Annotated in this window: 21 protein-coding genes and 1 pseudogene; 17 read left to right on the top strand and 5 right to left on the bottom strand. The window is 37.0% G+C overall.

Features of this window, described 5'->3' with window-relative positions; all coding sequences use genetic code 11:
- Nucleotides 1-102: 102 nt before the first annotated feature.
- From AC4IFE_RS18175 to AC4IFE_RS18115, 13 genes are all read left to right on the top strand, one after another.
- The gene (locus AC4IFE_RS18175; protein ID WP_490758542.1) at nucleotides 103-1,476 is read left to right on the top strand and encodes a hypothetical protein; all 1,374 of its coding nucleotides are present in this window, start codon (nucleotides 103-105) and stop codon (nucleotides 1,474-1,476) included.
- Nucleotides 1,473-2,573, top strand: a complete 1,101-nt coding sequence (locus AC4IFE_RS18170) for a glycoside hydrolase family protein (RefSeq protein WP_490758541.1) — start codon at nucleotides 1,473-1,475, stop codon at nucleotides 2,571-2,573. Before AC4IFE_RS18175 ends, AC4IFE_RS18170 begins: the two co-directional genes overlap by 4 nt.
- Entirely contained in the window at nucleotides 2,573-3,811 is a 1,239-nt protein-coding gene (locus tag AC4IFE_RS18165) for an oligosaccharide flippase family protein (RefSeq protein ID WP_490758540.1), read from the top strand. Before AC4IFE_RS18170 ends, AC4IFE_RS18165 begins: the two co-directional genes overlap by 1 nt.
- Nucleotides 3,808-4,833: an ATP-grasp domain-containing protein gene (locus AC4IFE_RS18160; RefSeq protein ID WP_490758539.1), complete on the top strand. Its 1,026-nt coding sequence runs from the start codon at nucleotides 3,808-3,810 to the stop codon at nucleotides 4,831-4,833. Before AC4IFE_RS18165 ends, AC4IFE_RS18160 begins: the two co-directional genes overlap by 4 nt.
- 372 nt (nucleotides 4,834-5,205) lie before the next feature.
- On the top strand, nucleotides 5,206-6,372 hold the full coding sequence (locus AC4IFE_RS18155) for a glycosyltransferase family 4 protein (RefSeq protein ID WP_490758538.1): 1,167 nt from the start codon (nucleotides 5,206-5,208) through the stop codon (nucleotides 6,370-6,372).
- Nucleotides 6,369-7,280, top strand: a complete 912-nt coding sequence (locus tag AC4IFE_RS18150; protein ID WP_490758537.1) for a glycosyltransferase family 2 protein — start codon at nucleotides 6,369-6,371, stop codon at nucleotides 7,278-7,280. The genes AC4IFE_RS18155 and AC4IFE_RS18150 overlap by 4 nt, the downstream gene beginning before the upstream one ends.
- A gap of 1 nt (nucleotide 7,281) precedes the next feature.
- Entirely contained in the window at nucleotides 7,282-8,607 is a 1,326-nt protein-coding gene (locus AC4IFE_RS18145) for a polysaccharide pyruvyl transferase family protein (RefSeq protein WP_490758536.1), read from the top strand.
- A 1-nt stretch (nucleotide 8,608) separates the two neighbouring features.
- Nucleotides 8,609-9,778: a glycosyltransferase family 4 protein gene (locus tag AC4IFE_RS18140; protein ID WP_490758535.1), complete on the top strand. Its 1,170-nt coding sequence runs from the start codon at nucleotides 8,609-8,611 to the stop codon at nucleotides 9,776-9,778.
- The gene (locus tag AC4IFE_RS18135; protein ID WP_490758534.1) at nucleotides 9,771-10,376 is read left to right on the top strand and encodes a sugar transferase; all 606 of its coding nucleotides are present in this window, start codon (nucleotides 9,771-9,773) and stop codon (nucleotides 10,374-10,376) included. Before AC4IFE_RS18140 ends, AC4IFE_RS18135 begins: the two co-directional genes overlap by 8 nt.
- Before the next feature lie 23 nt (nucleotides 10,377-10,399).
- Nucleotides 10,400-11,002, top strand: coding sequence for an acetyltransferase (locus AC4IFE_RS18130; RefSeq protein WP_490758533.1), 603 nt, complete (start codon nucleotides 10,400-10,402; stop codon nucleotides 11,000-11,002).
- Nucleotides 11,003-11,023: 21 nt separating this feature from the next.
- Complete coding sequence (locus AC4IFE_RS18125; protein ID WP_490758532.1) at nucleotides 11,024-12,190, top strand: aminotransferase class I/II-fold pyridoxal phosphate-dependent enzyme; 1,167 nt, start codon at nucleotides 11,024-11,026, stop codon at nucleotides 12,188-12,190.
- 710 nt (nucleotides 12,191-12,900) lie between these two features.
- Nucleotides 12,901-13,530: a TetR/AcrR family transcriptional regulator gene (locus AC4IFE_RS18120; protein ID WP_490758531.1), complete on the top strand. Its 630-nt coding sequence runs from the start codon at nucleotides 12,901-12,903 to the stop codon at nucleotides 13,528-13,530.
- Between the two features lie 232 nt (nucleotides 13,531-13,762).
- Entirely contained in the window at nucleotides 13,763-14,077 is a 315-nt protein-coding gene (locus AC4IFE_RS18115) for a RidA family protein (RefSeq protein ID WP_490758530.1), read from the top strand.
- 103 nt (nucleotides 14,078-14,180) lie between these two features.
- On the opposite strand, the gene AC4IFE_RS18110 is transcribed toward AC4IFE_RS18115, so the two are convergent.
- The 3 genes from AC4IFE_RS18110 to AC4IFE_RS18100 form a co-directional block, all read right to left on the bottom strand.
- On the bottom strand, nucleotides 14,181-15,386 hold the full coding sequence (locus tag AC4IFE_RS18110; RefSeq protein WP_490758604.1) for an MFS transporter: 1,206 nt from the start codon (nucleotides 15,384-15,386) through the stop codon (nucleotides 14,181-14,183).
- Between the two features lie 93 nt (nucleotides 15,387-15,479).
- Nucleotides 15,480-16,394, bottom strand: a complete 915-nt coding sequence (locus AC4IFE_RS18105; protein ID WP_490758529.1) for a helix-turn-helix domain-containing protein — start codon at nucleotides 16,392-16,394, stop codon at nucleotides 15,480-15,482.
- A 101-nt stretch (nucleotides 16,395-16,495) separates the two neighbouring features.
- Complete coding sequence (locus tag AC4IFE_RS18100) at nucleotides 16,496-17,005, bottom strand: hypothetical protein (RefSeq protein ID WP_490758528.1); 510 nt, start codon at nucleotides 17,003-17,005, stop codon at nucleotides 16,496-16,498.
- A 365-nt stretch (nucleotides 17,006-17,370) separates the two neighbouring features.
- Here AC4IFE_RS18100 and AC4IFE_RS18095 point away from each other — a divergent pair, with 365 nt between their 5' ends.
- On the top strand, nucleotides 17,371-17,547 hold the full coding sequence (locus tag AC4IFE_RS18095) for a histone H1 (RefSeq protein ID WP_040994607.1): 177 nt from the start codon (nucleotides 17,371-17,373) through the stop codon (nucleotides 17,545-17,547).
- Between the two features lie 172 nt (nucleotides 17,548-17,719).
- Nucleotides 17,720-19,291 (top strand): annotated as a pseudogene (locus AC4IFE_RS18090) (M20/M25/M40 family metallo-hydrolase).
- Between the two features lie 130 nt (nucleotides 19,292-19,421).
- Here AC4IFE_RS18090 and AC4IFE_RS18085 read toward each other — a convergent pair.
- Nucleotides 19,422-20,057, bottom strand: a complete 636-nt coding sequence (locus AC4IFE_RS18085) for an HAD family hydrolase (protein WP_490758527.1) — start codon at nucleotides 20,055-20,057, stop codon at nucleotides 19,422-19,424.
- 50 nt (nucleotides 20,058-20,107) lie between these two features.
- Nucleotides 20,108-22,231 (bottom strand): Tex family protein, encoded by a 2,124-nt coding sequence (locus AC4IFE_RS18080; protein WP_490758526.1) that lies wholly within the window; start codon nucleotides 22,229-22,231, stop codon nucleotides 20,108-20,110.
- Nucleotides 22,232-22,442: 211 nt separating this feature from the next.
- Between AC4IFE_RS18080 and AC4IFE_RS18075 the strand changes: the two genes are divergently transcribed.
- On the top strand, nucleotides 22,443-23,120 hold the full coding sequence (locus AC4IFE_RS18075) for a YceI family protein (RefSeq protein WP_490758525.1): 678 nt from the start codon (nucleotides 22,443-22,445) through the stop codon (nucleotides 23,118-23,120).
- 52 nt (nucleotides 23,121-23,172) lie between these two features.
- Nucleotides 23,173-23,487, top strand: coding sequence for a DUF1294 domain-containing protein (locus AC4IFE_RS18070; RefSeq protein WP_490758524.1), 315 nt, complete (start codon nucleotides 23,173-23,175; stop codon nucleotides 23,485-23,487).
- Nucleotides 23,488-23,594 lie beyond the last annotated feature (107 nt).

Here is a 23,594-nt window from a genome sequence, read left to right as displayed (position 1 = left end):
AGATTACTTTTTCTCTCAGTTTTCCGGAATTCATTCCGGTTTGAGATGTTTGTACCGTATTATACTATTTATTTTAACTGAGAAGTAAGCAGCCTATTGAGCATGGAGGGAAATAAATCATATAAATTAGTTTTATTCACTTTAAGTTTTCTGTTTTTCTCTATAGGTTTTTTTATCTATGGGAAAGTCAGCAATACTTCTTATCAGGATGTTTACTTTTTACCGATAGGTTTAGGTTTCTTTACCTTATTTATTTCCAGCATATTTGTAAAGCTTAAGTCTTATTTTATCTTTTGGATTATAACGACTCAGCAGATTTTGCGTTATATTGTTATTCCTCTTCTTTTTATTGGAGGCGACAAATTAAGATTTGGCAGCACTACAGTCAACGAAGCTTATGCTGTTTCTATGATGCTTATTGAGCTGTTATTCATCCTAATAGCTTATTATATCTGTACCTATTCACAAGAAGCAAAACAGAAAACCGGTAAACTGAATTTTTTACCGTTAAATACCATTACTACCGGCTTATTCCTTTTATTCGTACTGATTATTGCAACGAACAGGAGCTTTTTACATAAATTAAGTTTTGTCTGGGATGTTGCTACTTATTTAAAGCTTAAAGTTTCCGGGGATCTGGAAAATATTTCTCCGTTAGTAAGTATTATGTTCCCTGTGATGAGGGCATATATCGCTCTCTTTATCTTTTCAGTAATCAATTCATTTAATCTGAAGCAGGGCACAAAACTGATGCTTTCGATACTGGTTGTATTAATCAATGCGACCATTATTGTAGGGATCAGCCGTTTCAGTATTGTATACGCTTCTTTTCCTTTAATACTCTTATTGATTTATTTTTATCCGGCTTACAGGAAAAAAGTGGTAACCTATACCACTGTTTTCTTTGGGCTTATATTGATGGTGGCTTCACTGGCTAAGTTTTCCGGAAATACAAAAAAAGCTGATGTGGGCGGGTTTTTCACCCTTCATGAACTGAATGCATATTTTGGAGGAGTAGCCAACTATGCAATAGGATACGACTCCTATGAGAAGAATATGGTAAATCCATTTGACAAGTATTATTATTTTATTTCTGATATTACCCAGAATATTCCTGTGTTGTCAAAGTTTTCCAATGACAACTATAAGACCAACATTAAATTCAATAATCAGATCTACGGGGCCGGCCGTTCCAGGGATCAGATTGTGCCTGTATCTGTAGCAGGACTCTACCATTTCTCAAAGTATTTTTTCTATATCTATATATTTGTTTTAACCGTCTTAGCCTTTAAATTTGAGACAAAAGCTTATACTACCAATTCCCCCGTCTTATTTTTTTTATATATCATTTTAGCTTTTGGCTGTTCAACATCCATGATGATTAATATTGGTTCCCTTTCCGCTACGTTATTTATCAACTTAGTTGTGTTTATACCATTCTTTACAATGATTAACAAATTAAATCTAGCAAAATGAAAAAGCTGATATTCTTATTTTTCGTATTCATATATTTTTTGGGAAGCTGTCAGTCTTATGTTAAAGACCGTTTTTCAGGATATGCAACAGTTAAAAGCGAATATTTCAAAAATGCAAAAGACCTTACCGTTTATCTGCCGAAAGGATATTCTAAAAACGGAGACACAGATTATACTTCCTATATTCAGAAGGGAATCAACGAGAATTCCACTCTTGTGATGCCTGATTTTCCTGTTTTGATCAATGAAAACGGACTGGCATTAAAATCAGATCAGAAAATACTTTTTCAGCAGAATTCGAAACTGATCATGAAGCCTAACAGCAAGGACCGCAATGGGATGCTTAATTTGTTCAATATTCAGAATGTAGATATATATTATGCCAATATCACAGGAGACAAACATAAACATTTGTCAACCACCGGAGAATGGGGAATGGGAATCTATATACTGTCTTCCAGTAAGATCAATATCATCGGTTCTTACATTGAAAGCAGCTGGGGAGACGGAATTTGCATAGGAAGCAGAAATAATATCAATTCTTCAGATATCACCATTAAGAATGCCATATTAAAAGATAACCGCAGAAACGGACTAACCATAGGAGGAGTCATTAATATGCTGGTGGAAAACGCTTACATTGCCAATACCTCCGGAACCAATCCTCAGGCCGGAATAGATATTGAGCCGGACAGCAATTCCTACGAGGTGAAAAATGTCAGGCTGAATAACATAGAGACCGAAAATAACGGGAATTACGGAATCATCATTTCTCCGGGAAATATGGTTGGTAAAAAGCAGAAGGCAATCTCAGTGGCAATAAACAATTTTAAGGATAACGGATCTAAAATTGGTTTTGGAATGGCGATGACCAGAGACAAACCCAATACAGGCTTTCCTCAGTTAAACGGGAATATAAGCGTCAGTAATTTTTCTTCACAAAATAATGCAACAGCAAAATTCAGATCATTTAAAGGGGCTCCACACCAGGTCAGTGTAAACATGGATTTTGGTAAACTGGGTACAGCGGCTTCCAAGAGCAAAAGCAGTTATGATCAGAAATTAAAAAATAACGACGAAACGATTACCCTGAAATAATGATCAACAGACTAAAAAAGATTTTTAACACCAAAGACAAAAAAGCACTGTTGGAAAACTTTGTTTCATTATCTGCCCTGCAGTTAATAGGAATGCTGTTGCCATTGGTCACCCTGCCTTATATTTTAAGAGTAATAGGGTTTGAAAAATATGGAGTGATAGTCTTTTCAGCATCGCTTATTGCTTATTTTACGGCCCTTACTGATTTTAGTTTCAGGATTACAGCGACCCGTGATGTGGCTATTTATAGAGACAGCCCTAAAAAGCTGAATATTATTTACAGTAAGGTCCTGACGATTAAAACTCTTTTTCTGCTGCTTTCATGGATTATCATTGCAATAGCAGTATGCTTGTATCCGCCATTTTACGAAAATAAAGAAATTTACTTTTACACAAGCTTACTTTTACTAGGGTATGTCCTCTTTCCTGAATGGTTTTTCCAGGGCATTGAGAAAATGCGTTATATCACTTATCTGAATTTAGGGATTAAGCTTTTCTTTACCTTATGCGTTTTTATTCTGATTAAGAAGGAAAGCGACTTCTGGATTTACCCTTTACTGCAAAGCGCCGGATATATAGGAGCAGGTTTGGTAGGGCAGTATTTACTGGTAAAGAAATATAAGCTGAAATTTATTTTTCTGCCTTATAAACTCATTATTAAAACCATAAAGACCAACTCACCGATATTCATCAACCAGTTTGTTCCTAACCTGTACAACAATACCAGTACTTTCCTGTTGGGAATTTTGGGAACGCCTCAGTTGGTAGGGATCTATCAGGCTATCTTAACCGTAGTGAATCTGATTGTTACCTTAATAGAAATCCTTTCCCGTGTGTTTTTCCCTTTTTTAAACCGCAAGAAAGATGCATTCCAATGGTACAAAAATATGATGCTGGTCACTATTAGCGTCATGATAATGGGAGTATTGGCTTTTAATAAATTAATCTTCTGGTATTTAAACATAAACTATGACAATGCCTTTTGGATATTATTAGTGCTGGCAATAGGGCTGTTCGGATATACGCTGTATAACATTTTCGGGCTCAATTATTTTATTGTGCACCGTCAGGATAAGCTGGTTATGAAGAATACGCTGTTTGCTTCCCTTTTGGGGTTCATCTTAGCCTACCCGCTGATTCATTACTACTCGGTACTGGGGGCCGCTATTAACCTGTCTTTAGCAAGATGTGTAATGGGAGGAGGATTATTTTATAAATTTTTTACAACAAAGAAATGAAGGTAGCAGTACATCACCGTAAAGGAAGTTTTTCGGATCGCTGGATCGAATACTTACAAGAAAAAAATATACCTTATGTTATACTGAACGCTTTTGATAATGATATTATCACGCAGATAAAAGAACATAAGGCAACCCATTTCATGTGGCATTTCAACCAGAATTATTTTGAAGATATGCTGCATGCAAGAACCCTGTTCAGATCCATCAGCCAGATCGGGATAAAAACATTTCCTAATGAAGATTCATTTTGGCATTTTGATGATAAAGTAGCACAGAAATATCTCCTGGAAGCATTGGATGTGCCTCTGGTAAAAGCAGATGTTTTCTATCATAAAAAAGAGGCTGAAGAATATATTGAAAAAACATCATTTCCAAAAGTCTTTAAGCTGAAAGGAGGCGCCGGGTCTATTAACGTAAAACTCGTAAGAACAAAAAATCAGGCCAGAAAAATTGTAAACCAGGCATTTGGACGCGGCTTTGATGCGTTTGATTCCTGGACGGTTTTTACAGATACCATTGAAAGGTTCTGGAGACAGAAAACCACTCATAATTTTCTTAGAGTTTTGAAATGGGGCTTTAAAGGTGTTTTTGTAGACAAACAGTACAAAGTCTTTCCAAAACAGAGAAATTATGTCTATTTCCAGGAGTTTATTCCTGGTCTTTCCTATGATATCAGGCTTATTGTTATCGGGGATAAATGTTATTATCTCAAAAGAAATACAAGAGATAACGACTTCAGGGCTTCCGGAAGTGGTATGCTGGAATTTGCACCGGGAAAATTTAATCTGGAAGCGGTAGATATTGCTTTTAAGGCTGCCAGACAGTTAAATATGGTATGTGTTGCTTATGATTTTATATTCGATTCTAAGGATCAGCCGTTGATTGTGGAGATCAGTTATGGATTCCAGCCTTATGTTTATGACCAGTGTTTGGGCTTTTATGATACAGGTTTAAACTGGAATAAGGCGCAGGTTAACCTGGAATATGAAATAATTGATAATTTTTTAAATAAAATTTAATGTATTTGATTTTTGTTCAATGACTTACCGTTTTATTAAAAGTTAATAAAATATAAACTTTGATTCAAATATTTGTGATATATTAATTTTTTGTATATTTGTTTTATGTAGTGAAAAATTCATTAATAATGTAATTATTATAACAAATAATTAACATAAATGTATTATTTTAAAGATAATTTTACTGCAATTCTATTGATTATCTGAACACACAGATCTGAAAAAAAATCATTTTTATTATTGAGAATAATGACAATATTTTAGGCTTTATGGCTTTTAAAATACTGTAGTTGTTTTTGTTAAAGTTAAAACTCAGCTAAAAAACTAATAACCCGAATTTTATCTAACTATATAATGAAAGTGATATAAAAAATGAACATAATTTTCCTTGAAGCCGTTCAAATTCATGGTGGTGCCCGTAAGAGTACGATTGAATTGGCGAAACGACTAAATGAAGAGGGGCATAATTCCGTTATCGTAGATTTCTGGGGCAGTTGCAATGAATTTACTGAAGATGTAAAAGCCAATAAAATTCCAATAAAAATCTTAAAAAAGAATGATAAACCTATAGCCATTTTCAGTACCAGAAACCCTCTTAAGATAGGGATGAATATCACTTTGTTTTTATTAGACTGGATCAGGCTGAAAAAAGAATTCAGGAAATTTCAGAACACCTTTAAGCCGGATGTGGTTATTGTAAATAATATTAAAACCAATTCCATCTTAAAAAAAGGGAAAGACTATAAGATAGCTTATTTTGCACGGGGCTGGTTTGCTTACAACTCTATAGGCTTTATGAAAAAGCTGATGTTTAAGTACAATTCCGATTATTTTATCGGGGTTTCCCAATCCACCAGACAGGCTATTTATACAGGTGGTTTGGCTCCCTTAGAGAAAATTTTTGTGGTGCCGAATGCTATTGATTTAGCTAAAGTTGATCAATACAGAACGGAAAGACCGGAACGGAAGGATAACGACCCTATGGTGATTTTACATTGTGGTGGTTTTTTACCGGCAAAAGGACAGGATTTATCAATTTCTTTAGCCAGGAGATTGAAAGACAATAACATTAATTTTAAAATAATCTTAATGGGAGCCGTCTATGACACACCCGTTTCAGAGAATTTTTTAAATAAAATCCGTCATGAGATCAGTCAATATAAACTTGATGCTCATGTAGAGATCCTGCTCAATCAAAAAGATCCGTACAGTATTTTCAGGAACAGTGATATTTTAATACATCCGTCCGATACAGAAGGATTACCTCGTGTAATCATGGAAGCTCTGGCATTTGAAATACCTGTTATTGCCAATCCGGTAGGAGGGGTTACAGATTATATCCTGCACAATTTTACAGGATATATTGCCACTCATAATAGCGTGGATGATTATTATGAATATATCTATAAACTCTATCATGACAGAGCGCTTTACAGGTTTATTGCTGGTAATGGAAAATCATTGATCGTCAATAACTATGGTAAAAGAAACCAGGTAGAAGAGTTTGATAAAATCTTTAAAAAATTGGGTAAATCATGAAGTCAATAACTGTTTTTACGCCAACCTTTAATAGAGAGAAAACGCTGCTCAGGCTTTATGATTCTTTGTGCAGTCAAAGCAATCAGGATTTCAAGTGGATCATTGTAGATGATGGTTCCAGCGACAATACTTCCGCCCAGGTTGAAAAATGGATAGAAGAAAACAGGATCGAAATACAGTATTATTATCAGAAGAATAAAGGGAAGCTGGCAGCCCAGATATTAGCCCTTGATTATATAAATACTGAGTTATTTACCTGTATAGATTCTGATGATTATCTGCCTTGCGACGGTGTTGAGAAAATATTAAAATTCTGGAAAGCCAATAAAAAAAGCAATTCTGCAGGAATTATTGGTCTGGATGCCTATGAAGACGGTTCCGTAGCAGGAGAAAATTTACCGGATATAAAAGAATCTACCTATTCCGAATTAGTTGATCACTATAAAATAAAAGGAGACAAGAAATATATTTTTGATACTGAAATTTATAAAAAGTATCTGCCATACCCTTATTTCGAAAATGAAATTTTTCATGAGGTCAGCTGGATTTTCACACTGATTGACCAGGATTATAAATTTCTTCTCTCAAATGAAGTTTACTGTATTATAGAATACCAGCAGGACGGATTGTCCAACGGACTGTACAAAAGATATAAAGACAGCCCCAATTCATTTATTGAATACAGAAAAATGAAAATGAAGTATGGGATAAATAAAAAAGTAGTGCTAAAAAACTCAGTACACTATATATCCTCGTGCCTTTTTGCCAAAAAATGGAATTTTTTTAAAGGTTCCCCCAATAAGTTATATACTCTCATCGCAGTTCCTTTCGGAATAGCTCTGAATGTATACATCAACCATAAAGTAAAGCAAAACACACACAGGATTAAACAAGGAAAATTGATTTAGAATGAATAATGCTATAATAGTACCAGGAGTAACAGATTTAAATAAAGGAGATCAGGCTTTGGTTTGGGAAAGCTGGAGGCTGGCCAAAGATACCGGGCTTTATGATGAAGTATATATACTAGATTCCGGTGATAATGAAGAAGAAAGAATATTATTGTCTAAGCAGTCTGAAGATCATGGCTTTAAATTATTAGAAAATATTTTAAAACATCCAAGAAGGGGACAGCATAATTCCGATCAGCATATCAAAGAATCTAAGTTCGAGCTTTTAAAACAGATCAAAAATGCCGGATTAGATTTTAAAAATACAAGACATTTAATTAAAATATGTAATGACCTCGAGAAAGTTAAGAAATCCTTTGATCATAAAACCTATCAAACCGTTAAGCAGTTTCATGAGGCAAAAACCATTTTTGTAAAAGGTGGAGGCTTTATCCATGCCTATGGCGAAAAGACCGCACCGTATTTAATGTGGTATTTCTTATTCTATGTCAGATTGGCTAAGGCATTGGGAAAGAAAGTTGTGTTTTTACCCAATTCATATGGTCCGTTCATAGGATTAACGGTTAAACAGCAAGTGCGTACAGTATTTAATCAGCTGGATTTGGTTTATGCACGCGAGAATGTTTCTTCGAAAAGTTTAGGCCAGTTATTGGAAAAAAATATTCCGGTAGAAATGGATCTTGGGTTCTTCTTAGAAAAAGGAAGCCAGGAAGAGGCCCTGAAGATCTTACAGAAATATACTTTAACACCAGAAGATAAAATTGTAGGTATTACCATCCGTCCCTGGCGTTTTCCCGGATTATCAAATCCGGAAGGGCTGTACAAAAAATACATCGACTCAGTCGTAGATCTTATAAAGCATCTGTTGGGTAAAGGGTATAAGATCGCTTTATGTAATCAGTCATTAGGGGCCAATTCCCATGAAGACGACCGCAATGCCATAAAAGACTTGCTGGAGAAAGTTCAGGATCCTGATATTATCTGGATTAACGAGAATTTATCCTGTGATATACTGAAAGCGGTTTACTCCAACTTTTACTTCTTCATAGGGACACGTTTTCATTCCATTATATTTTCATTGACATCTCTGGTTCCTTCCATTGCTATAGGATATGGAGGTAACAAAGCTCTGGGGATCATGGGAGATTTTAATTTGGATGAGTATGTGGTTCAGATTCAGGATGTAGAGTCGGATTGGCTGATTAACAAATTTGATAAAGCCATTTCAGAATATGATGAAATAAAATCACAGCTGGAAAAATCCATGAGTCTGGTGACAGACAGCAGGAACAGATTAATAAAAGATATTCAATCCTTATACTAATATGAAAATAATTCGGACATCAACAATACCATTGTCTTTGAATGTTTTATTAAAAGGGCAATTGAAGTTCTTAAGCGATTTTTATGATATTGTAGGCATATCTTCTGAAGGTCAGCTGCTTGATGAAGTAAAGCAGAGAGAAGGTATAAAAACGATTGAAGTAAATATGGAAAGAGGGATCAGTCCTTTAAAAGACCTGACCTCTCTCTATAAATTATATAAAGTTTTAAAAAGAGAAAAGCCGGTCATTGTACATTCCATAACCCCAAAAGCAGGACTTTTGACCATGCTGTCAGGAAAAATGGCAGGAGTGCCGATCCGTATACACACCTTTACCGGGCTTATTTTCCCGACCAGAAAAGGGATGATACAGAGGCTTCTCATCAGTATGGATAAGCTGTTATGTTCAGCGGCTACCCATATTTATCCCGAAGGTGAAGGAGTAAAAAAAGATTTAATTAATTATAAAATTACCTCAAAGTCACTAAAAGTTATAGCAAATGGTAATGTGAACGGTATCGATCTGGAACATTTTTCACCCGGACAGGTTACTGAAGCACAGAAAGAGCTTTTAAAAAAAGAATTGAATATAGAAGATGAACATTTTGTTTTTGTCTTTGTCGGGCGTTTGGTAGGAGATAAAGGAATTAATGAATTGATAAAAGCCTTTTCTCATATAAATAAAAAAGAAAACCCACAGCGCCATTCCAAATTATTACTGGTTGGCCCTCTGGAACAGGAGCTGGATCCTTTGTATCCGGATACATTACAGGAAATTGAAAATAATCCTGATATCATATCTGTAGGTTTTCAGAAAGATGTACGTCCTTATTTTGCTATTTCCGATGCATTGGCCTTTCCAAGCTATCGGGAAGGATTTCCAAATGTGGTGATGCAGGCAGGAGCAATGGGATTACCAAGCATTGTTTCCGACATTAACGGGTGCAACGAAATTATTATAGAAGACCAGAACGGAGTAATAGTTCCGGTGAAAAACAGTGAAAAGCTTGGTGAAGCAATGGAAAGAATGAAGTCGGACACCGATTATTATCAGAAATTGAAAATGAATGCCCGTCCAATGATAGAATCTCGTTACGAGCAATCTGTTATTTGGAATGCTTTATTGAATGAATACAAAAAACTAATTAAAGAAAGAGATTATCGTGTATAAATTTTTTTTTAAACGGGTTATAGATTTTCTGATTGCGTTAATAGGGCTGATTTTGTTATCACCTGTTTTCATTATTGTCACGGTTTTGCTGTACTTCGCAAATCAGGGAAAACCCTTCTTTCTGCAGGCACGGCCGGGATTAAATGAGAAGATATTCAATATCATCAAGTTTAAGACCATGAATGATAAAAAAGACGGACAGGGTAATTATCTGCCCGATTCGGAACGCTTAACAGGGGTTGGAAGTTTTATACGTCAGACTTCCCTGGATGAGCTTCCGCAATTAATTAATGTATTGAAAGGAGACATGGCGATTATCGGTCCCAGACCTTTGTTGCCGCAATACCTTTCTTTATATAATGAATCTCAGAGACGAAGACACAATATACGCCCTGGCATTACAGGCTGGGCGCAGGTGAATGGGAGAAATGCCATTTCCTGGACGATGAAATTTGAATTAGATGTTTGGTACATAGATAATGTATCATTTGCAACAGATTGCAAAGTGATGTTCCTTACTTTAAAAAAAGTAATAAAAAAGGAAGGTATAAACCAGGCTGATCAGGCCACGGTTGAGGCCTTTACAGGAAATAATTAATTTAAATTAAATGTAGACAGAATATGTATTTATACGGAGCAAGTGGTCATGGCAAAGTAGTGGCTGAAATCGCTGAAGAATGCGGCTATAATATTGAAGCTTATATCGACGAAAATCCGTCGAAGGAGAGAGTGTTGAATTACACTGTTATTCATAAAGCTCCGCCCTATGATATCGAAGTACTTATTTCTATAGGCAATAACAGGCTGCGGAAAAGAGTGGTTAATCGGGGCGAGCATTTCAATTATGTTACCCTGCTTCATCCCAAGGCAATACTATCTAAAAGATTAAAAATCGAAGAAGGAACTATCGTTATGCCCGGTGTTACTATAAATGCAGCAGTAAAGATAGGGAAGCATTGTATCATCAATACCAATGCTTCTATTGATCACGATTGTATAATTGAAGATTTTGTCCATATATCACCCAATGTTGCCCTGGCCGGAAATGTATATGTAGGAGAAGGCACGCATATCGGAATCGGGGCCAGTGTGATACAGGGAATAGAAATTGGCAGATGGTGCACCATTGGTGCCGGAGCTGTCATTATTAGCGATGTACCGGATGGCGCTACAGTAGTAGGGAATCCGGGTAAAATAATAAAAAGTAGAAGTTTAAATATTTAGTAAAATTTAGAATAGTAAAATATGAAATCAAAAGTATGGTTGTCCTCTCCCCATTTGGGTGGAAACGAATTAAAATACATTAAAGAAGCAATCGCCTCAAATTGGGTAGCACCTTTGGGCCCGAATGTTGATGGTTTTGAACAAGATTTGGAATTATTCTTAAATGAAGATGTAAAAGTAGCTGCACTTTCTGCAGGTACTGCAGCTTTACACCTGGCATTAATTGAGTGCGATGTCACTCATGGAGACGAAGTTATCTGTCAGTCTATGACATTTTCCGCCTCGGCTAATCCTATTGTTTATCTGGGAGCAGTGCCCGTTTTTATAGATTCTGAAAAAGATACATGGAATATGTGTCCGGTGGCTTTACAGGAAGCGATAGAAGACAGAATTTCAAAAGGCAAAAAGCCCAAAGCAATTATTGTCGTTAACCTTTACGGAATGCCTGCAAAAATGGATGAAATTTTATCTATTGCTGCAGAATATGACATTCCTTTAATTGAAGATGCCGCCGAATCACTGGGTTCCAGATATAAAGGAAAGGCCTGTGGAACTTTCGGTCGTTTCGGTATCTTGTCATTCAACGGGAACAAAATTATTACCACTTCCGGAGGCGGCGCATTAGTATGCCATTCCCAGGAAGATAAAGATAAAGCGGTGTTCCTTTCTACACAGGCAAGAGATAATGCCCCGCATTATCAGCATTCCCAGATTGGATACAATTACAGAATGAGTAATATCAGTGCAGGAATCGGAAGAGGACAAATGGAAGTGCTGGATGAGAGGGTAGAAGGCCGCAGAAAAATGCACAGCTTTTATTCAGAACTCTGTGAAAATATAGAAGGCGTAAAAATATTTTCAGAACCTGACTCCGATTTTTATAGCAATCACTGGTTGTCTGTTATTACAGTTGATGATTCAAAAACAAAAACATCAAAAAACCACGAAGATTTACGCCTTGCATTTCTGAAAGAAGACATTGAGTCCCGTCCTATCTGGAAACCAATGCATCTGCAGCCTATATTTCAAGATGCACCATATTACGGAGGCAAAGTGGCAGAAAATCTTTTCGGAAATAGCTTATGCCTGCCGTCAGGATCTAATCTTTCGGAAGATGAGAGAGTCAGAATCGCAAAAGTTATGCTGGATGTCCTTTCAAATAAGAAAGAATATTCGGTGATGAGGTAATCTAAGCCTGTATTTTGATGGTGCCTGATAAAAAATTAACACCAAATTATTTATATAAAATATACTTTCCATTAAGTTGGCACCTTCGGCAGGCTTAAGATAATTTAAAAGTGATCATTTAAGAATGGTCACTTTTTTTATTCTTAGTTGTAAATTTTTCTGTTGACTCCTTTGTTACAGTAGTAAAAAATTTAATTACCATCACAATGAGTTGTAACAACTGACACAGTAAATGTTTTTTTGTGGTTCAATTGATTGTAAATTAAATATTGACAATTTCATATAAAAAACAGCATCATTAGAAATTTAATGATGCTGTCCACATTTAGTGTTTTTACCTTAGTTGTTTAGATCGAAATCGTAATTTTTATGCCTCATTATCAGTTGTGTTCTAATAACGGTCTTCATCATTTCATTTCCATTATCTCTGAAGCATTTTTAAACTGAGGGAATAAAAACTGGATCCTGGTCAGTGAATGGTTTAAATCAGCATTTTATACAGCCTTCGGAATCTGATTTCCCTGCATCTGAAAGTTGTTCTGCTTTAAAATACACCATATTGAGACCTGAATTTTTTTTAGTTTTTCAACCTAAATAGTGTTAAAATATATATCGAATGGTTTAGTTTGCGCAAATATACAAAATAAGACACTACTCGGTGTCTAAAATAATTAAAATTTTCTTAAACTTGTATAATCGAATCTTTAGCTATGGAAAGAAAATCAGCAGCAGGCAGTGTCCGGAACAAGGAGCGAAGCAGAAAGAAATTTTTGGATGCCGTTGGAAAGATATTGAAAACGAAAGGATATGCGGCATTAAAGATAAATGATATTGCAGCTACAGCCGGAGTAGATAAAAAAATGATCTATACCTATTTTGGAGGAATGGATGGTCTGATGGATGAATATATCCGGTCTCAGGATTATTGGAGTAATGTGACCACCGAAACAATGACGCCCGATCCAAAAGATGGCGGAAAAGCATTTACCGAGGCAATGTTACTCCAGCAATTTGATTATGTAGGCAACAACAAAGAGCTACAGAAACTATTATTGTGGCGTTTGTCTGAATACCGGAAATCCCTTACAAAGCTGACCAATATGCAGGAAGAAAACGGGGAAACTCTTTTTAAATTTATTATCGATCCCCACTTTGGAGAGCGTTCACAGGATTTCCGTGCAATAGCAGCCATTTTAGTTTCAGGACTTTATTACCTGAATATGTATGCTTCCGTAAATGGCAGCGTGTTTTGTGGTATAGATCTTAATACTGATGATGGCCGAGATAAAATTAAAAAAGCAGTATCTTTTTTAATAGAGCAAACTTATGAGAATCTATAATATTTAATAAGCAGGATAAGAAACATTAATTGTATTCATGTTTTTACTTTAGCTGATATTTTCACTATTGAGTGTATCAATGGGTACTACTCGTAGGTCATATCTTATCATTTCCAATAAAAACCGATAAATGTACAGTCAATAAAAGCTAAAAACGTCAACATATGTCTATTTTTCTGAAAATGTTGAAAGCTATATTTGCTTCAATATTTTAGAACAAATAATAGATATCATGAAAAGGTTAGTATTAAATTTATCCACTGTCTGTGTAGGATTTTTGGCTTTCTCACAAAATACAAATCACTATAAGCCAAAGAAACAAACTCATGTTGCTGCTATCGTCCACAAAAATCCCAAAAGTCTTTTTCTTAAAATTACGATTTTAATTGTTGATCATGATCAGGAGAAGCTTAAAATATGGACAGAGGAAATGCATAAAGTATGGGAACATAACCAATTTCCGGCAAGTACTTTAATTCCCGTCCCCAGGCTGGCATTAGATGGTATGCTGATAGAAGTAGATGCTGTTGCATTTATTAAAAAGTAAAAAAGAGGCAATCACCTGCTCCTTTATTTTATAGTATTGGATTGTTTATGCTTAGAATTCTGGAAACGGATTTTTAATGCCCATTTTAAACCAAAAGCAGAGATCAATTCTCTGCTTGTTCTTTTTTAACGGCTTGGTGCATGATCAGGATAATTCCTAAAAGTATAATGGCAATCGCCAGATAACGCCATGCAAGGCCGTCCTGCTCCGTGACGGTTCCACTGACCGAAATGATAAAACTTGTGATAGACGTTATCACATAAACCAGTCCTCCCATCAGTCCACCCGCTGTTCCTGCATTTTTAGGGAAATAAAGCATACTGGTCGTAAAAAATGACGTAAACAAAATTCCTGAACAGATATGAATAAAGAATGCAAAAGGAACCATAATAAACAGGTTCTCCGCATAAAAGCTGGTCACAATCAGTCCGGTAATCAGGATCAGCTGAAAAATAATAGGCTGTAGGATCCGTTCCTTAAAATCAAGTTTAAGCCTCCGTTTTCCTATAAAGCCTCCGATCATCCATGAAAATCCTAAAATCAGGGTACAATACCCGATAACCACAGGGGTAAAATGAAATGTATTTTCAATGATAAAAGGCCCCGTAATATTGAAAAGCATTACGATAGAGTAGCTCAGTCCAAGAATAAAAATTCCCAGCATAAAGATTCTGTTTTTCAGCATCATTTTATACAGGCTGATATTTTCAGAAAGATTAAGTTTCTTTTTCTCCGGTAAGCTTTCACCACTGAAAAACCATTCAAACAAAAGTAGGATTCCCGCATAGAAAGCAAGGAAATAAAAATTGGCGTGCCAGTTAAACAGTTTTTCAAGATAGCCACCCAGGAAAGGAGCCAGGATAGGTCCGCATGACCAGACGATCGTGAAATAGCTCAGATAATGCTTTACTTTTTCAGAATCATAGAGATCCACAAAAATAGCCCGGGTAGCAACAACCAATACGGAAACGGCTGCCCCCTGTAAAATACGGAGCAGACAGATCAGCAGAATACTGTCGGTCATTGTGATCAGAATACTGCTGATGATCAGTAAAAGCAGTGAAATCAGCTTTGGCCGGTAGCGCCCGATACTGTCCAGGATTCCCCCGACAAAAAGCTGTGAGATTCCGTAGCTCAGCAAGTAAGACGTTAAAGTGATCTGGATGTCCTTTTCAGAGACCTGCATCTCCTTTGCCATCGATGGGAATGATGGTAAATAAATATCAGTGACAAACCCGGAAAGCGGGATCGACACAAAAGCCATAATGGTTATTAATCTGATTCTTTTTTCAGATGCTTCTTTCAACAACATATTCATTCGTTATTTTACTAGGCAAAAATAAGCCGGGAATACAGAAATTCAATTTTAAAAGACAAAGTAAAAATTACAAAAATCAAAGATTTAAAATGTGTTTTTAAATTTTAGGGGCGAAACCTCTGCATGTTTTTTAAAGAAATTATTAAAATGGGAAGGCTGTTCAAATCCCAGGGTATAACCTATTTCCGCAATATCCCAGTTAGTGTATTTTAAAAGGTTTTTGGACTCTTCAAATACTCTTTCTTTAATAATTTGAGTGGTGGTAAGGTGGGTGACAGATTTTACCGACGAATTCAAATGATTAACGTGTACATTAAGCTGGTCTGCAAAGTCGGAAGCGGTTTTCAGAGCCAGCGGATACGCCGGAGAATCCAGTGGGAACTGTTTGTTAAGCAGCTCGTCAAACAGGCGGTATAAACGGATATTAGCCGGAAGTTCACTGGGATTGATATCTTCCACCCGGTTCTCCAGGGCCAGGTGCATCACAGAGGCGAGGTGGCTTTTGATACTGCTGCACCGGAAAGGGTATGCTGAATTGTTCAGCTTATACATCTGCTCAAAATAAAGGGTGGCCAGCTGGGTCTGTTCATCCGTTAAAAAAACAATAGGCTTGCTCCATTCTTTAAACAGCGAGGTCTTCTTAAACAGGTTGAATTCAGTATTCCCGGTAAAAAATTCCTGATTGAACAGGCAGAAATATCCTTCCTGAAGATCCCCGTCGCACTCCCATGAATATGGAATATTAGGCGAAGGAAAAAAGAGGGCAGGACGGTCAATATACAGTTTATGCGATCCATATTGAAATGTGCCCTTTCCCAGAATAAAGCTTATCTTATAATAATCACGGCGGTTATACGGACTTTTAAAACTGCAGTATCTTCTCATAGAAATATTGAAATGCGACTTTCCTGTTTCAAAATCATCAGAATCAAACATTTTTATCTGATTGTTCCGGACGCGTCTGTAATAATCTTCAATAGTTTCCAGCTGATCACTCATGATATAAAATTATAAAAATCAAAGATACGAAAAGTAATGTTATTTTAAACAGGTTATCATTAAGTAAAGCTTTGTCTTTTAAATGGCATAAAGCCCGGAAATTATCTGATCTCCAGTTTTAATAGATGTGACGGAAGCTGAAAAGGTCCTGCTGTAGCATCAGCAATAATGGTAAAACCTGATTCTTTTAGAAACTCTAAGAGCGGATCATGAACCATCATATTGATCCATAGTATATCTGTGAAACCGGCTGCAGACCTGCATTTTTTCCAGAGTGACTGTCGGATTTCAGGTGAATCAGATTGCGAAAGAATCACAAAGCTGATCTCTGTAGCCTTTTTCCCTTCCGGCAGGTCAGGATGGCCGGAACCGCTTTTAAGAATGCTGTAACCAACAGGCCGATCATCTGCATAGGTTATGATAAGCTGGTTGGAAAGGTCATTCAGATCATTGATCATTTTTCTGGGATCAATATTGTTGGCGATATATTTTTTGATATCTTCTTCAGGAATAAGTTCTTTGTGCAAGCTGTAAACCGAAGAATCGATAATGGTTATAAGATCAGAAATTCCCTCCTCAGAACCCACTGTAAATTTTGAAATTATATTCATGAATCTTTTTTATTCAAAATTAGAAGATTATCCTATTCAAAAGGGATACAGTTTTTATTAATTTATCGGGAACAGTTATTTAGACTATGTATTTTTTGCGGTTCAGTGCAAACGAACATCTTCAGGGTTCTGTAACTTTGGAATAAGAATAAATAGGCCGGATAAAAGGCCGGAAAAATATTCAGATAATGGCTAAAAGTGCTAATACGCTTAATAAAAGCCATTATTTTTTACTATAAATGCAAAGAAAATCAGATTGATAGAAGAAAAGCAGAAAAAAAATGCATTTTAAGCTAAACTTTTTATGCCTGAGTTAGGCTGGAATTACCATAAAACCTATATTTGCACCCTAAATTTTAAAAATAATGAAAGAACTAATTGAAAAAATCAACGCTGAATTCGAAGCGTTCGCAACTGAGGCTAACCAACAAGCAGAAAAAGGAAACAAAGCTGCAGGTACAAGAGCTCGTAAATCAGCTTTAGAACTTAGCAAACTGTTCAAAGAATTCAGAAAAGTTTCTGTAGAAGAAGCTAAAAAATAATTCGTCCCAAACCGGCTCACTGAGCCGGTTTTTTTTGCCTTTGATTCAACTGACCGAAATTCTGGTTTTGATCAAAATGGCCAGCCCGGAAAATCCGTAATTATCCTTTTATTCCTGCATTTTTTTCTGTATTCTGGCAAATTCTGCTATCTTTATGCATTCAATATAGGTTATGAAGATAAATAAATTTTTTGCTGTGCCGGCGGTTATGCTGGCCGCCCAGTTCTCATGGGCTCAGGTGAAGGTAGATCCGAAAGAAAAGCTTGATCCTGTTGTGAAAAGCTTTGTGGATGAAATCAACAACAATTCCCAGCTGGAAAATATGGCGTATGAGCTTCTGGACGGTATAGGACCGCGTCTTGTAGGGACTCCTGAAATGCTGGCTGCCAATGAATGGTCTGCGGCAAAACTCCGTTCCTGGGGAATAGAATCCAGCCTTCAGCAATTCGGAACATGGAAAGGATGGCAGCGTGGCATTACCCATGTGGATATGGTGTATCCGCGTGTAAAGTCATTGGCTGCAACATAGCTTGCGTGGAGTCCGGCCACCAAAAAAGCAATAGAAGCTGAGGTGGTGGTGCTTCCAAAAGTCTCTTCCAAAGCTGAATTCGATGCATGGCTTCCTTCTGCAAAGGGAAAAATAGTACTTATGGCGCAATACCAGAAGATCGGGCGTTCAGACGAACAGATCAAAGAATTTGCCACTCCGGAACTGTATGAAAAACTGAAAGCAGAAAAAGAGCAGACGGGAAAAGACTTCCGCGATTATGTAAAAAATATCGGGTATGACAATAATACGCTTCCTGAAGCTTTGGAAAAAGCAGGGGCAGCAGGAATCGCTATTTCCAATTGGACAGGTATCATGGGAGCGAACCGGATTTTCGGAGCGAAAACGTCGAAGATTCCAATGATAGACATCGATGTAGAAGATTACGGGATGCTTTACAGAATGGCAGAAAAAGGGGCCAGACCTAAAATTAAGGTAGAAGCCCAGTCCAAGATTCTTCCTGATGCGAAAAATTTTAATACAATAGGGATCATCAAAGGAAAGGAAAAACCTGAGGAATATGTCATCCTTTCTGCTCACCTTGATTCCTGGGACGGCGCTCAGGGAGCAACTGATAACGGAACAGGTACCCTTACCATGCTTGAGGCTATGAGAATACTGAAAAAATATTATCCTAACAATAAAAGGACCATCGTTGTCGGGCTTTGGGGGAGTGAAGAGCAGGGACTGAACGGTTCGAGAGGCTTCGTAGCAGATAATCCCCAGATTATAAAGGGAACACAGGCAGTATTCAACCAGGATAACGGAACCGGACGTGTAGTCAATATCAGCGGGCAGGGATTTGTGGATTCTTACAGCTATATCGGGAAATGGTTAACCGGAGTTCCGAAAACCGTGAGAGATCACATTAAAACCGATTTCCCGGGAATGCCTGGCGGAGGAGGCTCTGACCATGCATCATTCGTGGCAGCCGGAGTACCGGGATTTTCCTTAGGTTCCTTGAACTGGGGATATTTCGGTTATACATGGCACACTACAAAAGATACTTACGACAAGATCGTTTTTGATGAGGTGAAAAATAATGTGGTTTTAACGGCTGCATTGGCTTATATGGCATCAGAAGACCCTGAATTTACAAGCAGGGAAAGAAGAGTATTGCCTCAGGATGATAAAGGAGAAACGGTGAAATGGCCGGAAGCCAAAGAACCGATGAGAGATTCAAAAGGATATAAGTAGAGATAACAGACTTAAGATGTCGGATTTCAGACAGATGGGAAACTTATTAACTAATTTTTGATGTTTTAAATGTCTTGAAAAATATAAGGCTGTACAGATTCCTGTGCAGCCTTTGCTTTTTGAGAATAGATTAAACATAGAGCTCCAAATCCGAAAACTTGGAAACAGAAGGCTTGTAATGATTGGTGCTCAACTTTCCAAAGCCATATTCACAGAAAATAAAGGGTAGATCATTAAGCTTTGCAGAATCATAATCGGTCTGTGTGTCACCAATATACACTGAGTTTTCAGAGCTTAAATGATTCCTTTCCATGATCAGCCGGATATTTTCTGATTTAGGCTTTTTAGTCCGGCCATAGCTTTCAGTATCTGTAAATAGATCATTAAACCGGTAATAGTCTAAAAATGCTTCAATATATCCGTCCTGACAGTTGCTGACGATAAAAAGTTTGTGACTTTTTGCTAAAACTTTCAGAGTTTCTGAAACTCCGTCATACAAAATACCGCCATGAAGCCGAAGAACCTTACTTTCACGTTGCACAACTTCAGAAAGCACTTCATTAATTTTCTGATCAGAAATTCCGGGAATGATATCTTTTAAAATGTCATCTGCCAGTAAACCCAGGTATTGGTTCATATATTCAGGTTTCATCTCTTCTTTTATCAGCTCACGGCTCATCAGAACTTCATTCCATACTTTGATGATTGTGGCTCTGGGATCCCAAAATGTTCCGTCCAGGTCGAATATTAAATTTTTATAGCTCAAAATGTATTGTTATTTTCTTGATTTGTACTTTTGAATAGAGTGAGGGATGGTTATAAAATCATGCTCAGCTGTACTCTTTTTCTCGCTTCGTCCACTTCTGTCACTCTTACGCGTACATGCTGATGGAGTTTTACCACTTCATTTACATCAGAAACAAATCCGTCCTTGAGCTGGGAAATATGAACAAGCCCGCTTTCCTTGATCCCCATATCTACAAAACATCCGAAAGCTGTAATATTATTGACAATTCCGGGGAGAATCATTCCGGCTTTTAAATCCCGGATACTTTTTACATTAGGATCAAATTCAAATACTTTAGCCGCTTTTCTGGGATCTAATCCGGGTTTTTCAAGCTCTTTCAAAATATCTTTGATTCCTAAAATTCCGATTTCTTCTGTGACATAATTTTCGGGTTTTATCAAAGCTGTCTTTTCTTTGCTGGCAATCAGTTCATTGGTTTTGATGCCGAGATCTTTGGCCATTTTTTCTACAATTCCGTAAGCTTCAGGATGTACGGCTGAATTGTCGAGTGGATTTTTGGCATTGGTAATTCTAACAAAAGCTGCAGCCTGCTGGTAAGCTTTTTCTCCAAGCCTCGGAACTTTTTTAAGCTGTTTTCTGTCCTCAAAAGCACCGTTCTCCGTTCGGTAATTAACGATGTTCTCCGCCATTTTCTCCCCGATTCCTGAAACGTAGCTAAGTAATGATTTACTTGCTGTATTCAGGTTGATTCCCACAGAATTTACACACTTCATAACTGTCAGATCAAGTTCGTTTTTCAATTGAGTCTGGTCTACATCATGCTGGTATTGTCCCACGCCGATGGATTTGGCATCAATTTTCACCAGTTCCGCCAGTGGGTCGGCCAGCCTTCTCCCGATGGAAACTGCTCCACGCACTGTTACATCATACGACGGAAACTCATCCCTTGCAATTTTACTTGCAGAATATACCGATGCTCCTGCTTCCGAAACCACAAAAACCTGTAACGGTTTATCAAACGCAATTTTCTTAATGAAAAACTCAGTTTCACGGCTTGCCGTACCGTTTCCGATGGAGATCGCCTCGATATTGTAGGCATTTACCATGGAACGGATCTTTTTCATGGCCATTCCGCTTTCATTCTGTGGTGCGTGAGGGTAGAGGGTTTCATTATGGAGAAGATCCCCCTTTTCATCAATGCAGACCACTTTACAGCCGCTTTTATACCCCGGATCAATGGCTAAAATTCTTTTTTCGCCTAAAGGTGGCGCGAGAAGAAGCTGGCTCAGGTTTTCAGAAAATATTTCAATCGCTTTTTTATCTGCCTTTTCTTTGGCTTCCTGCAAAGCTTCGTTGGAAATAGCAGGCTCTAAAAGTCTTTTATAGCTGTCTTTTATAGCCAGAGCAATTTGCTCTGAGCTTTCATTATTGGATTTGATGATGGCTTTTTCTATAAAATCAATAGCCTCTTCCTTATCAATGCCTATATTCAGTTTTACAAAACCTTCAGATTCAGCTCTGAGCATTGCCAAAAGCCTGTGAGAAGGGGTTCTGTTAAGATTTTCCTCCCATTCAAAATACTGTGAGAATTTCTGTGCGTCTTCTTCGTCTTTTTTAGTCTTTATGGCTTTGGAGGTGATCACTGCCTTACGCTGGAACAGGCGGCGAAGATTTTTACGGACATACATATTTTCGTTGATCCATTCCGCCATAATATCCCTTGCGCCCTGAAGTGCTTCTTCTTCCGATGGAACTTCACTGTTCAGGTATTTTGAGGCAAGAAACTGCAGATCGTTGCTTTTCTGGCTCATAATAATTTTGGCTAAAGGCTCCAATCCTTTCTCTTTGGCAGTATCAGCTTTTGTTTTTCTGCGTTTTTTGAAGGGTAAATACAAATCTTCCAGCTCCGGAATATCGAAACTTTCTTCAATTCTCTGTTTCAGTTCGGCTGTCAGGGCATTCTGCTCTTCAATTGATTTTAAAATACTTTCTTTTCGCTTTACAATGTCGTCAAACTGTTTGCTGATCTTTGAGATCTGTTCAATCTGAACTTCGTCCAGGTTTCCTGTTTTGTCCTTTCTGTAGCGTGAAATAAACGGAATCGTGCAGTCTTCTGCTAATAACTGAAGGGTATTGTTGATGCTTTTTTCGGATATATCGAGTGTCTGTTTTATATAGCTTGTAAGGTTCATTCTAAATTTTAAACAGCTAAAATAGGCAATTTTACGATGGAGTGAAATATTTTGGATCTGCCTTTTTCAGCTGTTTCATTTTTTATAAGAGTTCATAAACAGCAGAAATTCTTATTTCTTGATGTATGTTAAGATGATAATTGATATGGTTTTTCTATTTTTGAAACTTTAAATTTAAGATTTAATTAAATTTTTTAAACAAATAAACAATATGAAAAAACTTAGTGTAATTGCATTGGTAGGAATAGGATTACTTGCAGTATCGTGTACAAAAGAAAAATCAGCAGATACTGCAGCAACTGCGACAGAGCAGAAAGTAGCAGAGAGCAAAGGTGAAGTTTTAGCAGTTGATGTTGCTACTTCTGTGGTAAACTGGAAAGCTTTCCACAAAGGAGGTATGGCTCCTCGTTGGGGAACACTTAACGTAAAATCAGGAGATTTAAGCGTTGAAGGAGGTCAACTGACTGCTGGGAACTTTGTGATCGATATGAATTCTATCAAAGTAGATCCGGCTTCAGTAACAGAAAAAGATAAAAAACCTGCAGACCTTGAAGCTCACTTGAAAAACCCTGATTTCTTTGATACAGCAAAGAACCCTACTTCAGATTTCAAAATTACAAGTGTTACAGATCTTAAAGAAGCACCTAAAGATGCTGTTGCAGGAGCAAACAAAACAGTAAGCGGAAACCTTACATTATCAGGAAAAACAATGAACGTAACGTTCCCTGCTAAAGTAGATGTTACTGAAGGTTCAGCTTCTGTTCAGGCTAAATTTACAGTAAACAGAGCAGATTGGGGAATCAAATTCGGTACTTCAGAAGCAGATCCTGCAGAATGGATGATCAGCAAAGACATCGAAATCGCTGTTGATGTAAAAGCTAAAAAATAATTTCTTAGATACAAAATACCAGAGCTGCTTTCTTAGGAAGGCAGCTTTTTTTATGGTGATTGATGTCACTGTAATCCACCGTCCAATTCACTACTTTTGCCCTATGATTATGATATACATTCTGTTGATAATTAATTTTATTACCTTCATTATTTTTGGCTGGGACAAAAGACTTTCCATCAAACATAAAAGGAGAATTCCGGAAAGTACACTTTTAGGAGCAACTTTTATAGGAGGGACTATAGGGGCAATTTTAGGTATGCTTATTTTCAGGCATAAGGTTTCAAAAAAGTTTTTTTTGCTGAAATTTGCCCTTATAGTTTTGGTTCAGGCTATATGTGTTTATTTTTTGAAAAGATATTATTAAAATTAATCTTTAAAACTTAATAGCATATTCTTGAGCTTCAAATTTAATTGATTATAAAAACTTCAATTTTAAAGCTTTAATAAGGCTGAATGGAGAACTTCCTCATT

Source organism: Chryseobacterium sp. UF-81, assembly GCF_058245105.1.
This window is presented reverse-complemented; position numbering and strand designations above follow the sequence as displayed.